Source organism: Cupriavidus sp. 207A1, from assembly GCF_057798955.1.
This window is the reverse complement of record NZ_JBYOJO010000001.1, coordinates 75,542-89,561: the sequence shown is the minus strand read 5'-3', so window position 1 is coordinate 89,561 and position 14,020 is coordinate 75,542. Positions and strand designations below refer to the sequence as shown.

Sequence of the window (14,020 nt, the reverse complement as noted above, 5' to 3'; positions counted from 1 at the left end):
GATGCCCGTAAGAACTCATCGCGATCAAAGGACATAGGTTGAGATTGAAGCGCAAGTATCGTCGTCCACAGTTTAGCGCTTACGACCGCCCCAGAAGAGGACTTCTGCCGAGTTGGAAACCCCCAAGTGGCCCATGTTCTAAACTGAACTCTAGTCCAGTTCTTCCCATTTATCCAAATTAAGAGGAACCTTACCCTTCGTCCGCATATGCAGATGAATGAAGACATCACTTAGCGGTGCAATAGCGATATCTAGGGGTCGGTTCCCAAGGCGACGCTGCCCCAAAGATAGAAACTCACCCGCCAACGAATTTTCAGAGCCAATTCGAAAGGAAAAGCTATTTCCTGAAGGTCCCCAAACCGTTAGAACCAAGTAAGGTGCTACTCTAAGTCCACCCTCACGGTCATCAGCGACGTGCGCACATGTTAGAGCGTAGTATTTCCCGTCGAACTTGACATAGGTGATCGTCGCGCTTTCCTTGTCTTCATCGTGTCTCTCGTTCCACGATCGAATCCCCCATGCGTCCAGATAGCACGGCAGCCAATTTCACGGCTGCCGTCTCGCCCAACGTCACTCCACCTCCAACTCCTGCCCCTCCACCACCGCCAGTTCACTCAAAACCTGCGTCTCATGCGCCAGCGTAGCCGCGAGGGAAAGCAAGCCCTCCCAAACCCCCTGCTCCAAATCCACCGCCTCAAAACTAACAGCCCCATGCTCACTAGCCATAAGCAATAGCCCATGAAGCTGCGCCGCCCGTTGCACCGCAAGACTCAACGGATTCTCCCCTGGGCTGTGGGCGGTGACGAGCATATCGACACCATTGTGTTCCGCCGTAATACCGTGATGACTATGGCTATACATGGCACACCTCCACATACGCGTTTCGCGTGCGCTGCTGATTTGTGTAGGTACTAGAGATTGCCAATCGCCCAGAACGGGCAAGTAAGAACTGAAGCATGGGAATGCCCCCTAACCATACAGGTTCAGTCCCGCTCCCCGGTTGCTGATAGGGGTGGGCGGGCGCAAGGCAGGGTTAGCAGACCGGGAAAGAGCCGAAAGCCGGCGAGCCCGAAGGCTCCCCTGCCAGGGCCCGCCCAAAGAAGGGGCGTGCGCAGGCACAGCGGACGTAAGGATACCGCCAGAAGGCAAACGTTCGGCTCTCTCTCCGGGCTGCTAAACCCGATCGCCACGACGCAGCGACGAACCCAGTATGAAGAGGGGCAGCAAGGGCGAGTATGGGCAAACTCTTAAAAAGCGTTCAGCGACGGATTGCCGGGATGAAGCGGTGCGCATGTTCATGCGGTTGACTTCGTGGATGCGCTGGCCCTCACCCCCGCCCCTCTCCCGCAGGCGGGAGAGGGGAGAAGACACGTGGCACAGCGAAATGCCGCAGGCTATTCAAGCCCCGATTGCGTGCTCCCTCTCCCGCCCGCGGGAGAGGGTTGGGGTGAGGGCCGGAACATCTACGAAGTGAAGGCTGTCGCTATTGCCAGCGCCGGCCCTCACCCCCGCCCCTCTCCCGCAAGCGGGAGAGGGGAGCAAACACGCGGCATCGCGAAATGCCGCAGGCTATTCAAACCCTCAAAACCCCAAACTAGCCAACAAATCATCCACCTGCGCCTGGTCCGACACCACATCCGGTTTCCCTTCCGGATTCACCTGCGGCCCATTCATCAGCGTCGACGGCGCCTGCACTTCCACCCGCCGCTCGGACGGCACGTTGTCGATCAGCACCTGCAGCAGTTCCTGCTCCAGCGTGCGGATCATGTCCATCATCTTCTTGATGACCTGGCCGGTCAGGTCCTGGAAGTCCTGCGCCATCATGATGTCGAGCAGGTGGCTGTTGGTGGCGCGGGCCTGGCCGGGCACCTCGGACAGGAAGGCGCGGGTGTCCAGTACCAGCGAGCGGGCGTCGGCCAGTTCCACCGGCTTTTCAAACCAGGCGGCCCAGCGCTTATCCAGCGTTTCGGCCTGCTGTTCGATGTCGGACTGGATCGGCTGGGCCAGTTCGACCGCGTTGAGCGTGCGTTCGGCGGCCTGCTCGGTCATCGCGGCGATGTAGTTCAGGCGGTCGCGCGCGTCGGGGATGGCCTGCGCGGCGCGCTCGATTTCCTTGTCCAGGCCGAGCTCGCGCATGTTGTCGCGCAGCATGCGCGTCAGGTTGCCGATGCGCAGGATCAGTTGTTCGGCGGAATCGTTGCTCAGGGTGGGGGTCATGACAAACGCGCCTCCGCCTCAGCCGCCGAGCTTCTCGAAGATCTTGGTGATCTTCTCGTCCAGCGTGGCGGCCGTGAACGGCTTGACCACGTAGCCGTTGGCGCCGGCCTGGGCCGCGGCGATGATGTTTTCCTTCTTGGCCTCGGCGGTGACCATCAGCACCGGGATCTTGCCGATGTTGGCGTCGGCGCGGATGGCCTGCAGCATCGACAGGCCGTCCATGTTGGGCATGTTCCAGTCCGAGATCACGAACTGGAAGCTGCCGTCCTTGGCTTTTTCCAGGCCGGCGGCGCCGTCCTCGGCTTCCTCGACGTTGACGAAACCCAGCTCCTTGAGCAGGTTGCGGATGATCCGGCGCATGGTCGGGAAATCGTCCACGACCAGGATCTTGATGTTCTTGTCCACTTTAAGGGCTCCAGGTAAATGCAGTAATGACTTGTTGGTCCGGCTTTGTTGTTTGGGCTTGCCGGCTCGACTAAACGCGTTGCGCGCGCGTGCCGTACGTGGCCAGGCGCGCCATCACGCGCTGGGTCATCGCCGGCAAGGGCACGACTTCATGCACGCCGCCGGCGGCGATCGCCTCCTTCGGCATGCCAAACACGATGCAGGTTTGCTCGTCCTGCGCCAGGTTGTAGGCGCCGGCGTCGCGCATGCGCAGCATGCCGCGCGCGCCGTCGCGGCCCATGCCGGTCAGGATCACGCCGATCACGTTCTTGCCGCCGTGCTGCGCGGCCGAATCGAACAGCACGTCCACCGACGGGCGATGGCGGTTGACCGGCGCCTCCTGCGACAGGTGCGCGACGTAGTTGGCGCCGCTGCGTGCCAGCAGCAGATGCGAGTCGCCCGGCGCGATATACGCGTGGCCCGGCAGCACGCGCTCGCCGTGCTCGGCTTCCTTCACGGTGATGCGGCACAGGCCGTCCAGCCGCTGCGCGAACGAGCGCGTGAAGCCGGCCGGCATATGCTGCACGATCATCACCGCGGGGCTGTCGGGCGGCAGCGGCATCAGGAATTCCTTGATCGCCTCGGTGCCGCCGGTGGAGGCGCCCAGGATGATCAGCTTTTCGGTCGACAGCAGCGGGCTGCGCAGCATCGGCACGGGCGCGGTGCCGGTGGCTGCGGGCGCGGCCGCTGGCGTGGCCGCGCGCACGCGGGCGCGCGATGCGGCGCGCAGCTTGTCGGCAATGGTGTCGGTGTATTCAAGCAGGCCGTCGCGGATGCCCAGCTTGGGCTTGGTGACGAAGTCCACCGCGCCCAGCTCCAGCGCGCGCATGGTGATTTCGGAGCCGCGCTCGGTTAGCGACGACACCATCAGCACCGGCATCGGCCGCAGCCGCATCAGCCGCTCCAGGAAGTCGAGGCCGTCCATGCGCGGCATTTCGACATCGAGCGTCAGCACGTCGGGGTTCAGGCGCTTGATCAGGTCGCGCGCGACCAGCGGGTCGGGAGCGGTGCCGACCACTTCCATGTCGGGCTGGCTGTTGATGATCTCCGTCATCAGGCTGCGGATCAGCGCGGAGTCATCCACGCACAGCACCTTGATCTTGGCGGCAGTCATGATTGGTCGTGCTTGTAGGGGTTCAGGGAAGCTGGCGCGAAGGCACCTGCCGCGCAAACAGTTCCGGCGAGCGCGACGGTTCGCGCGCCGACGTGGCAATGGCCCGCGCCAGCGCGCGTTCGTCGCGCGCCACCGAAACCTGGTCGTCCTGCCTTGTCAGGCGGCGCACCAGCGCCAGCCCGCCGATCGGGAAATAGCTGACGCGGCGCGCATGCGGGCCGCGCAGGTCCTGCGCCGCCACGCGTACCTCTTCCGCCTTCAAATAGCGCAGCACGAAGTCCGCGTTGCGGTCGCCGATGTTCAGCGTGGTCATGTTGGCCAGCACCGCGCCGCCGCCGAAGACCTTGGCCTCGAGCCGCTCGCGGCGCGCGCCCATCTTGAGCAGTTCGTTGATCAGCACTTCCAGCGCGTAGCTGCCATAGCGCATCGATGCGGACAGCATGCGATCGGCGCTGCCGTCGTCGTCCGGCAGCATGAAGTGGTTCATGCCGCCGACGCCGGCCACCTCGTCGCGGATGCAGGCGGCCACGCAAGATCCCAGCACGGTGGTCAGCACCACGTCGTCGCGCGTCACGTAGTACTCGTTGGGCAGCAGCTTGATGGCCTGCTTGCCGAACTCGCGGTCGAAGTAGGTGCGCGTGGCCAGCGCTTCGGGCAGGTGGGGCGTGCGCATTACGGCCTGCCCCGGCCGGCCGCGGACAGCGCGCCCGGTGCCAGTTCATAGACGGTCTGCCCGCGCAGCTGGAACGCGCGCGTGACGTAGGAGAAGTTCTCCGAATGGCCGGCGAACAGCAGCCCGTGCGGCTTGAGCAGCGGCACGAAGCGCTCCAGGATGCGCCCCTGGGTCGGCTTGTCGAAGTAGATCATCACGTTGCGGCAAAAGATGGCGTCGAACTGCTCGCGGATGCCCCAGTCGGGCGCGAGCAGGTTCAGCGGCTCGAACGCGATGGTGGCGGCCAGTTCGGGCTTGACCTTGACCGAGCCGGTGCGCGGGCCGGTGCCCTTCAGGAAGAAGCGCTTGAGCCGTTCCGGCGACAGCCGCGCCACCTGCTCGGCCGAATAGACGCCGCTGCGGGCCTTGGCCAGTACCTGGGTGTCGATGTCGGTGGCCAGCACGGTGCCGGCGCGGTCGCCCAGCGCCTCGGCCAGGGTGATGGCGATCGAGTACGGTTCCTCGCCGGTGGACGCGGCCGAGCACCAGACGCTGTACGGCCGGCCAACCTGCTTGGCATGCTCCGCCAGCAGCGGGAAGTGGTGCGCCTCGCGGAAGAACGAGGTCAGGTTGGTGGTCAGCGCGTTGGTGAAGAACTCCCACTCCGCCGAGCGGTCGTCCGCTTCAAGCAGCGCCAGGTATGAGGCAAAGTCGGTCAGCTGCAGCGTGCGCAGCCGGCGCGCAAGCCGGCTGTAGACCATCTCGCGCTTGTGGCTGCCCAGCGAGATGCCGGCGCGCCGGTGGATCAGCGTGCGGATCTGCTCGAAGTCGCGCTCGGTCAGCAAAAAGTCGCGCGCGTCGTCGCGCCGCAGCAGGGCGGCCGGCGCGGCGACCGGGCCGGTGTGCGCGGGGGCGGCGTTGCGGAACGGCGTCATGGGCTGTTGCTTCGGCAGTGCGGAAATCAGGCGTACTCGGCTTCGACCAGTGCCATCTCGGGGCTGGTCATCAGCTTCTCGATGTCGATCAGCACCAGCATGCGGCCGTCGATGGTGCCCAGGCCGGTCAGGTGCTCGGTCGAGATCGACACGCCGAACTCCGGCGCGGGCTTGATCGCGTCGCCGGTCAGCGTGAGCACGTCCGACACGCCATCCACCACGATGCCGACCACGCGGCCGGCCACGTTGAGGATGATCACCACGGTCTGGTGGTCGTAGCGCACGTTACCCAGGCGGAACTTCAGGCGCAGGTCGACGATGGGCACGATCACGCCGCGCAGGTTGGTCACGCCCTTGATGAAGTCAGGCGCGCTGGAGATGCGCGTGACGGTCTCGTAGCTGCGGATCTCCTGCACCTTGAGGATGTCGATGCCGTATTCCTCCGACCCCAGCGTGAAGACCAGGAACTCCTGGCCCGAAGCGTCGCTTCCGGGGGTATCGATGTGTCCGATGCCGGCCATGATGGCTTGTTCTCCTGTGATCGATTACTGCTGCAGCGCCGGTTCCTGCCGGCGCACGCCGGTGCGCTGCAGCGCGCCGACATCGACGATCAGCGCCACGCTGCCGTCGCCAAGGATGGTTGCCGCCGAAATGCACGGCACCTTGCGGTAGTTGGTTTCCAGGTTCTTCAGCACCACCTGGTGCTGGCCGATCAGCTGGTCCACCAGCAGCGCGAAGCGCTTGCCTTCGGCCTGCAGGATCACGGCGATGCCCTGCGTCGGCTCCTGCAGCGCGTTGGCGACGTTGAACACGCGGTGCATCTCCAGCAGCGGCAGGTACTCGCCGCGCACGTGCATGACGCGGTCGGAGTTGGCGGCGGTATGCACGTCCTCGGCCTTGGGCTGCAGCGACTCCATCACGCAGTTCAGCGGCAGGATGAAGGTCTCCTCGCCCACCTTGACCGACATGCCGTCCAGGATCGCCAGCGTCAGCGGCAGCACGATGCGGATGGTGGTGCCCAGGCCCGGGCGCGAGCTGATCTGCACGTGCCCGCCCATCTCCTGGATGTTGCGCTTGACCACGTCCATGCCCACGCCGCGGCCGGAGACGTCGGTGACGACCTCGGCAGTGGAGAAGCCTGGCGCGAAGATCAGCTGCCAGACTTCCTCGTCGGTGATGGTCTCGGACACCGGCAGGCCGTTCTGGATGGCCTTGGCCAGGATGCGCTCGCGGTTCAGGCCGCCGCCGTCGTCGCTGACTTCGATGACGATATTGCCGCCATGGTGCTGCGCGGACAGGATCAGCTGGCCGGTCGCGTCCTTGCCGGCGGCGACGCGCTTGTCCGGGGTTTCGATGCCGTGGTCCAGGCTGTTGCGCACCAGGTGCGTCAGCGGATCGATGATGCGTTCGATCAGGCTCTTGTCGAGCTCGGTGGCCTTGCCGAACGTGACCAGGTCGATCTGCTTGCCGAGCTTGCTGGCCAGGTCGCGCACCAGCCGCGGGAAGCGCGAGAACACATAGTCCATCGGCATCATGCGGATCGACATCACCGCTTCCTGCAGGTCGCGCGCATTGCGCTCGAGCTGGCCCATGCCCGAGAACAACCGGTCGAACAGCACCGGGTCCAGCGACGAGGCGGTCTGCGCCAGCATCGACTGCGTGATCACCAGCTCGCCTACCAGGTTGATGATCTGGTCGACCTTCTCGGTGGGCACGCGGATCGAGCCTTCGCCGTGCGCGGGTGCGGGGGCCGGGGCGGCTTTGGCCTTCTCGCGGGCGGCGGGGGCCGGTGCGGGCGCAGCAGCCACTGGCGCGGGCGCGGCAACCTCTGCCGGGGCCGGCGCCGGCGCCGGCGCATCGGCCGCGGCTTCGATCACGATCTGGTCGCCATCGATCACGAAGCAGCACACCGCGATGATGTCGTCGGCGCTGCATTGGGTGTTGAGCCACACCACCAGTTCGCCATTGGTTTCCTGCTGGCCGGTGATCTCGCCCAGGTTGGCCAGTTCTTCTCGCAGCAGCGCCTGGTCGGACGCCGAGACCTTGATCAGGCGGATCTTCAGACCGCCGCCGGCGGGCGCGGCTGCGGCGGCCGCGACAGGCGCGGGCACCGGCGCCGCTACGGGTGCCGGGGCCGCGTCATGGCCGGCGGCTTCCTGCGCCAGCTGCTGCAGCACGGCGCAGATGCGCGCCAGCGTTTCCGGATCGGGTTCGGTGCCGTTGCGGTAGGCGTTGAGCTGGTCTTGCAACACGTCCTTGGTTTCCAGAAAGGTGTCGATGATGGTCCTGGTCAACGCCAGCTCCTGCCGGCGCGTGCGGTCCAGCAGGTTCTCGAAGATGTGGGTGGTCTCGGTCAGCGCGGCGAAGCCGAAGGTGGCGGCGCCGCCCTTGATCGAATGCGCGGCACGGAAGATCGCGTTCAGGTGCTCGGCATCGGGCGCCTCGATGTCCAGGCCGAGCAGCAGCTGCTCCATTTCAACGAGCAGCTCTTCCGCTTCCTCGAAGAAGGTCTGGTAAAACTGAGTGATATCGATATCGACAGACATGGCGTCCTGAGTCACTTGGTTACGGCGCACGGCACGCTGCGGCAGCGGCCCTGCGTCATGGTTTGCTGCCCGATGCCGGCGCTGCCGGTGCCGCGGCCGGTGCCGACGCCGCCAGCCCTGCCTGCATTTCCTGCGCGGCCTTGCCGGCCTGCGCCGCCACCGTGACCTCGGCGGCACTGGCGTTCTCGGCCTCGAAGCGGGCCTGCGCCTTCTGGTTCAGCACCACGATGCTGATGCGGCGGTTGACCGGCGCGAGCAGGTCTTGCTTGTCCAGCGGCATGGTCGCGGCCAGGCCCAGCACGCGCAGCACCTTGCCCTCCTGCATGCCGCCCGCGATCAGCTCGCGGCGCGAGGCGTTGGCGCGGTCGCCGGACAGCTCCCAGTTGCTGTAGGTGCGCTCGCCGTTGGAATAGTTGGCCGCATCGGTATGGCCGGACAGGCTGACCTTGTTGGGCAGCTCGTTCAGCACCGGGCCGATCTCGCGCAGGATGGTGCGCATATAGCTTTCGACGATGGCGCTGCCGGTGCGGAACATGGGCCGGTTCTGCGTATCCAGGATCTGGATGCGCAGGCCTTCGCTGGTGATGTCCAGCAGCAACTGCGGGCGGAACTGGCGCAGCACCGGGTTGTTCTCGATGATCTGTTCCAGGCGCTGCTTGAGCGCGCGCAGCCGCTGCGCTTCCTGCTGCTCGTTGCGGCGCTGTTCGTCGCTGGGGTCGTTGTCATGCGCGCGCATGATCTCGCCGTCCTTGCGCATCACGTCCATGCCGCCGCCCGGGATCACGCTGGGCGACTGGCTGCTCTTCTCGCCGCCGACGATGGCGACCTTGAGCGGCATGCGGAAGTACTCGGCAATGCCTTCCAGCGTTTTCTTGTTGGCGCTGGACAGCAGCCACAGCACCAGGAACAGCGCCATCATCGCCGTCATGAAGTCGGCGTAGGCAATCTTCCAGCTGTGGTTGCCGTGCGGCCTGGCGTGCGATTTCGCCCGGCGGACGATGATCGGACGCATATCGTGTGCGCTGCTCATGTGGTGCCCCTTGCTGCGTGCGTTGCCGGCTGCTTAGTTCAGGCTCTTCACTTCACGCACGTGGTCGTCGAGCTCCAGGAACGACGGTCGCACCGTGGAGTACAGCACCTTGCGGCCGAACTCCACCGCCACCAGCGGCGCATAGCCGTTCAGGGAGGCCAGCAGCACCACCTTGATGCACTCGTAGACCTTGACGTTCTCGGACACCTGCAGCTCGATGCGCGCGGCCAGCGGCGAGATAAAGCCGTAGGCCAGCAGGATGCCGAGGAAGGTGCCGACCATGGCGTGCGCGATCAGCGCGCCCAGCTCGGCCGGCGGCAGGTCGGCCGAACCCAGCGCGTGCACCACGCCCATCACCGCGGCGACGATGCCGAACGCGGGCAGGCCATCGCCGACGCGCGACAGCGCATGGGCGGGGATCTCGGCTTCATGGCGGAAGGTCTCGATCTCGTGGTCCATCAGGGCCTCGATCTCGAACGCATTCATGTTGCCGTTGACCATCATGCGCAGGTAGTCGGTGAGGAATTCCATCACCACCGGATCTGACAGGATGCGCGGGTACTGGCTGAACACGCTGCTGGCGGCGGGGTCGGCGATTTCCTTTTCCAGGAACAGGATGCCCTCGCGCCGTGCCTTGGACAGCAGCACGTACAGCAGCGACATGACGTCCAGGTACAGCTCTTTCTTGTACTTGGAACTCTTGAACAGGCCCGGCAGCGCGCGCGCGGTGGCCTTGATGGCCTTGCCGGTATTGGTGGCGATGAAGGCGCCGATGGCGGCGCCCGCGATGATCACCACTTCGGCAGGTTGATACAGCGCGCCCATATGGCCGCCGGTCATGGCGTAACCGCCAAGCACCGCCGCTACCACGACGACATAGCCAAGAACTACTAGCACGATCGGATCCCCGTCTAAAAACGCGCGTCAGCCACGCTCATTGGCCCGCGGCACGGGCGCACGGAGAGAATCCGTCCGCCAGCGCAGCAAGCTTGCCAGCCGGCGGACCTTGACCAGGATCAGGCGTTGGTCTGCACGGCGGCGGCGTCTTTCGAGAGCTTCTTCACTTTCCCTGCGCGCGACGGCGGACGGCACAGGCTGCACACGAAGTTCGCGTGCGGCTCATACGCGTGCGTGACAAACTGTCCGCCGCAACACGTGCACCGGGACAGCTGCAGCATGTTGCTCTCGAAGAACCGTACTAACGTCCAGGCCCGCGTGAAACTTAAGACAATTTCACCGCCGAGCAGCGAAACATGCTCGAGGTACAGGCGGTAGGCGGCCACCACCGCGCGGATGCCCACGGTCTCGCCTTCCTGCACCATGAACTGGTAGGCAGAGAAGAACAGCGACGAGTGGATATTCGGCAGCCAGGTGGTGAACCAGTCGGTCGAGAACGGCAGCATGCCCTTGGGGGGCGAGACCCCGCGCAGCTCCTTGTACAGGCGGATCAGCCGGTCACGCGACAGCGTGGTCTCGGCTTCAAGCACCTGCAGGCGCGCGCCCAGGCCGATCAGCTCGATCGCGAGCTGGGTCTGGTTGGCGTCCTGGAGCACGCTCTTGCGGCTGGGAACGGAGGTGGCCGTGTAGCTCCGGTTTGGCTCGGCCTGCAGGAGCGCGGTCAATTGAGCGACTCCACAGGCTGACGTGCGAGCAGGATCGCGGCGTGGATCTGCTGCATGTCATGGCTCTTGGCCGTGTGGGTGAGAGTAGACAGAAGTGCATGGTCGTCGAAGCGGAACCTGCACAGCACCATGTTGGATGCCGCGAGCTTGACGAGTTGCGCCGAGGTCAGCTTGGCAAGGATATCCGCGATTTCCTTGCTGACCCCGAGCCTGAACATGGCTTCGACCTGGTTTTCGCGCACAAGGCGTTGCGCGAGCAGCAGATAGGCGAGGTTAACCTCCCTGATCTCCTGGAGAACTTCACTGCTTTCCAATTTATCCCCGCTACCAAAAACCCACCGTGGCCGCTTGTCCGGCGCTTACCGTTGCCCTGCGGGCCCGGCGACCAGATCGTTTGTTTGCGGCTGGGCGGGTACAACGTACGACTAAGGAACTACGCCCAAGTCCAACTGTAATCAACTCCGTTACAAGTGTTACAGAGTGTAAGCAAGACCGTTACGTTTATATCGGCAATCGCCCCGCAATGCCAATCCCTACTTACGCGGGGGGGAAGCAAATGTCGCATGAAACAGACATTGGCGCCGCACATTTTGTAACAAGTCACACGTTTGACGTTTGATTTGGTTCAAGACGGCACGAGCAAATGCCCTCTGCATCAAACGCGCGGGCACGACGTTGGTAGCCTGCTGGATTCCTCTATTGACGACAGCCGCGCGGAGTGTATCGCCGCGCGCGGTGTGCGTAATACTGTCCAAAATATCCGGCGTGAATCGGCGTGAACCGGCGCAAGGCGGCGGTGCCAGCGTCAATGTCCGAACAATCGGCGCAGCCAGTTCGCGAGCCGCGCGAACACGTCGTCGGGCGCTTCGCGAAACAATGCGGGGCGCACGCGCTCCACCTGCTCCAGCACGCGCGAAGCCTCTTCCGGCTGCACCGAGCCGTATTCCAGCGCCAGCCCCAGCATGCCGCGCAACTCGCCCACGCGCGCGCGGCCGGCGGCTTCGTTGTCTTCGGTCTGCAGCGCGTACATCAGGTCGTAGGCGCGCTGGCGCAGGCTTTCAGCCAGGCGCCATGCCGGCGTGCGCATGCGCTCTTCCAGCGCGCGCAAATCTTCCGCCGAGGCCGCCACCTGGGTGGCAAGGGCCTCGGTATAGGCGGTATCGGCGCCGCACTCGGCCAGCACCTGCGCCGCCCATTCGCGCGCATGCGCCAGGCGCTGTTCGCCACTCCAGCCCGGCTGCACCGCCAGGCCGAAGCCGAAGCGCTGGGCGTCGCGCATCAGCGCCGCGAGCGCATTGGGCAACTGCTTGTCGAACACGCGGCGCGCCCACCCGTACTCACCCCCGGACAGGAGTCGCGAGACCGCGCGCTCGGTCAGCGGGCCGTCATGCTGCAGCAACCGCGCACGCAGGAAGTCATGGAACTCTGGCGGCAGGAACTCGCGGTCCAGCCCGGTCGAGACTCCGATGAACTGGTCGAATTCCTTGCGCAGCCTGGCCGCTTCCTCTTGCGGCAAGGCCAGGGTGATATCGGTCGTCATGGCAACACTCAGAACGCGCTCCAGTCGCCGTTATCGGCCGCGGCAAGCGCGGGTCGCGGCGTCATGGCCGCGGCGCGCGGCGCCGGCTTTGCTGGCGCCGGCTCGGCCGCGTCGTGCGGGGCTTCATCGGCGCTGGCGGCTTCCGCCTTGGCCATGGGCAGCTTGGCCGCACGCTTGCTTGCGGCGATGGCACGCACCGTGCCCGCGGTGCGCTGGGCCTTGGCGGGCACGGCCGGCATTACCTCGAAGCGCTCCGCGCGCTCGTCCTCCGCGGCCAGGCGGAAGGTCGCCACCGCGGACTGCAGGCGGCCGGCCTGCTCTTCGAGCGCGCCCGCTGCGGCGGCAGCTTCTTCCACCAGTGCCGCGTTCTGCTGCGTCACCTCGTCCATCTGCGCCACCGCCTGGTTCACCTGCTCGATGCCCGAGCTCTGCTCGGCCGACGCCGCGCTGATCTCGCCCATGATGTCGGTCACGCGCTTGACCGCCTGCACGATCTCGTCCATGGTCTTGCCGGCCTGGCCGACCAGCGCCGAGCCGTTGTCCACGCGCGCCACCGTATCGCCGATCAGGCCCTTGATCTCCTTGGCCGCGTTGGCGCTGCGCTGCGCCAGGCTGCGCACCTCGCCCGCCACCACCGCGAAGCCGCGGCCCTGCTCGCCGGCGCGCGCCGCTTCCACCGCCGCGTTCAGCGCCAGGATGTTGGTCTGGAACGCAATGCCCTCGATCACGCCGATGATGTCGACGATCTTCTTCGACGCATCGTTGATCTCGTCCATGGTCTGCACCACCCGGCCCACCACTTCGCCACCGCGCAATGCCGTGTCCGAAGCATTGGCCGCCAGCCCGCTGGCCTGGCGCGCGTTGTCCGCGTTCTGGCGCACCGTGCTGGTCAGCTCTTCCATGCTCGACGCGGTCTGCTCCAGCGACGCCGCCTGCTGCTCGGTGCGCTGCGACAGGTCGTTGTTGCCCGCGGCAATCTCGCGCGAGGCGCTGCCGATGGATTCGGCCGAGGCCTTGAAATCCCGCACCATGCGCGACAGCTGCTGCTGCATCTGCTGCATCGCAAAGACCAGGCTGCCCTTGTCGCCGGCGCGCGTGGCCACCGGCTGCGAGAAATCGCCCTCGGCAATGCGCGCGGCGATGGCCGCGGCATACGCCGGCTCGCCGCCCAGCTGGCGCGACAGCGCGCGTGCCAGCAGCACCCCCAGCAGCACCGACAGCGCCAGCCCGCCCAGCACCAGGCCCAGCATCCACAGGCGCGTTTCATCGTAGACGCTGCGCGCTTCTTCCATGTTGTTGCGGGCGCGGTCGTCGCGGCGCTTGACCATCTGCAGCATCACGGCTTCCAGCGCGTGGCTGTCCTTGAGCAGGTCGGCGCTTTCGGAGAACACCTGGCTCTCGAACTGCGAGGTATCGAGCGGCTGCTTGCTGACCAGCTCGACGTACTTTTCCATGCGCGCGCGGAACGCCGGCGACAGGTCCTGGTACTGCTTGACCAGCGCCTTGCCCTCGGGCTTCTCGAAGGCGCCGGCCACCTGGCGGATGCGTTCGTCCATCGCGGCCAGCGACTTGGCGATCTGCTCCTTCTCGATCGTGCGCTCGCCCATGGTCGATGCCGACAGCAGCGCGATCTGCGAGCGGCTGGCGTAGACCAGGTTGATGTTGGCGTCCTGCACCGCCTTGAGCGCGCGCAGGTCGTCGTTGTAGATCTTGCCGGTCCAGTCGGCCATGCGGCCCATGTTGACGACGCCCAGCAGCCCCATCACGGCGCCGATCACGGCAACGACCAGGAATCCGGCAACCAGCCTGGTCGTGACGCGCAATTGATTGAACCAATGCATAGCAACTCCCCCTTGTAACTGAAGCCTCGGGCACGGCCTGCCGCACCCTGTGTACGCTGGCGGCGCGGCATGCCGCGCC

14 protein-coding genes are annotated in these 14,020 nt (G+C 65.6%); all 14 read right to left on the bottom strand.

Annotated features, from left to right (window positions below):
- Positions 1 to 570 precede the first annotated feature (570 nt).
- The gene (locus AC3FMM_RS00440) at positions 571 to 861 is read right to left on the bottom strand and encodes a hypothetical protein (protein ID WP_488685944.1); all 291 of its coding nucleotides are present in this window, start codon (positions 859 to 861) and stop codon (positions 571 to 573) included.
- 720 nt (positions 862 to 1,581) lie between these two features.
- The gene (gene cheZ / locus AC3FMM_RS00435; protein ID WP_010812703.1) at positions 1,582 to 2,217 is read right to left on the bottom strand and encodes a protein phosphatase CheZ; all 636 of its coding nucleotides are present in this window, start codon (positions 2,215 to 2,217) and stop codon (positions 1,582 to 1,584) included.
- 18 nt (positions 2,218 to 2,235) lie between these two features.
- The gene (cheY, locus tag AC3FMM_RS00430; protein WP_018004712.1) at positions 2,236 to 2,622 is read right to left on the bottom strand and encodes a chemotaxis response regulator CheY; all 387 of its coding nucleotides are present in this window, start codon (positions 2,620 to 2,622) and stop codon (positions 2,236 to 2,238) included.
- A 70-nt stretch (positions 2,623 to 2,692) separates the two neighbouring features.
- Positions 2,693 to 3,775 carry a protein-glutamate methylesterase/protein-glutamine glutaminase gene (locus AC3FMM_RS00425; RefSeq protein WP_488685943.1) on the bottom strand — a complete coding sequence of 361 codons (1,083 nt, stop codon included), beginning with the start codon at positions 3,773 to 3,775 and terminating at the stop codon, positions 2,693 to 2,695.
- Between the two features lie 22 nt (positions 3,776 to 3,797).
- Positions 3,798 to 4,448 carry a chemoreceptor glutamine deamidase CheD gene (cheD, locus tag AC3FMM_RS00420; RefSeq protein ID WP_115712033.1) on the bottom strand — a complete coding sequence of 217 codons (651 nt, stop codon included), beginning with the start codon at positions 4,446 to 4,448 and terminating at the stop codon, positions 3,798 to 3,800.
- Positions 4,448 to 5,362 carry a CheR family methyltransferase gene (locus AC3FMM_RS00415; RefSeq protein ID WP_488685942.1) on the bottom strand — a complete coding sequence of 305 codons (915 nt, stop codon included), beginning with the start codon at positions 5,360 to 5,362 and terminating at the stop codon, positions 4,448 to 4,450. The genes cheD and AC3FMM_RS00415 overlap by 1 nt, the downstream gene beginning before the upstream one ends.
- Positions 5,363 to 5,388: 26 nt before the next feature.
- Positions 5,389 to 5,883, bottom strand: coding sequence for a chemotaxis protein CheW (locus AC3FMM_RS00410; RefSeq protein ID WP_111521529.1), 495 nt, complete (start codon positions 5,881 to 5,883; stop codon positions 5,389 to 5,391).
- Between the two features lie 24 nt (positions 5,884 to 5,907).
- Positions 5,908 to 7,908 carry a chemotaxis protein CheA gene (cheA, locus tag AC3FMM_RS00405; RefSeq protein WP_488685941.1) on the bottom strand — a complete coding sequence of 667 codons (2,001 nt, stop codon included), beginning with the start codon at positions 7,906 to 7,908 and terminating at the stop codon, positions 5,908 to 5,910.
- A 55-nt stretch (positions 7,909 to 7,963) separates the two neighbouring features.
- Complete coding sequence (motB, locus tag AC3FMM_RS00400) at positions 7,964 to 8,938, bottom strand: flagellar motor protein MotB (RefSeq protein ID WP_115712029.1); 975 nt, start codon at positions 8,936 to 8,938, stop codon at positions 7,964 to 7,966.
- Positions 8,939 to 8,971: 33 nt separating this feature from the next.
- Complete coding sequence (gene motA / locus AC3FMM_RS00395) at positions 8,972 to 9,835, bottom strand: flagellar motor stator protein MotA (RefSeq protein WP_012355101.1); 864 nt, start codon at positions 9,833 to 9,835, stop codon at positions 8,972 to 8,974.
- Positions 9,836 to 9,954: 119 nt separating this feature from the next.
- The gene (flhC, locus tag AC3FMM_RS00390; protein WP_018004719.1) at positions 9,955 to 10,560 is read right to left on the bottom strand and encodes a flagellar transcriptional regulator FlhC; all 606 of its coding nucleotides are present in this window, start codon (positions 10,558 to 10,560) and stop codon (positions 9,955 to 9,957) included.
- Positions 10,557 to 10,874, bottom strand: a complete 318-nt coding sequence (gene flhD / locus AC3FMM_RS00385) for a flagellar transcriptional regulator FlhD (RefSeq protein ID WP_010812713.1) — start codon at positions 10,872 to 10,874, stop codon at positions 10,557 to 10,559. The genes flhC and flhD overlap by 4 nt, the downstream gene beginning before the upstream one ends.
- 491 nt (positions 10,875 to 11,365) lie before the next feature.
- Positions 11,366 to 12,100 (bottom strand): DUF4088 family protein, encoded by a 735-nt coding sequence (locus AC3FMM_RS00380; protein ID WP_488685940.1) that lies wholly within the window; start codon positions 12,098 to 12,100, stop codon positions 11,366 to 11,368.
- An 8-nt stretch (positions 12,101 to 12,108) separates the two neighbouring features.
- A complete protein-coding gene (locus tag AC3FMM_RS00375) occupies positions 12,109 to 13,941 on the bottom strand; it encodes a methyl-accepting chemotaxis protein (protein ID WP_488685939.1) in 1,833 nt (610 codons plus the stop codon).
- Positions 13,942 to 14,020: the final 79 nt, after the last annotated feature.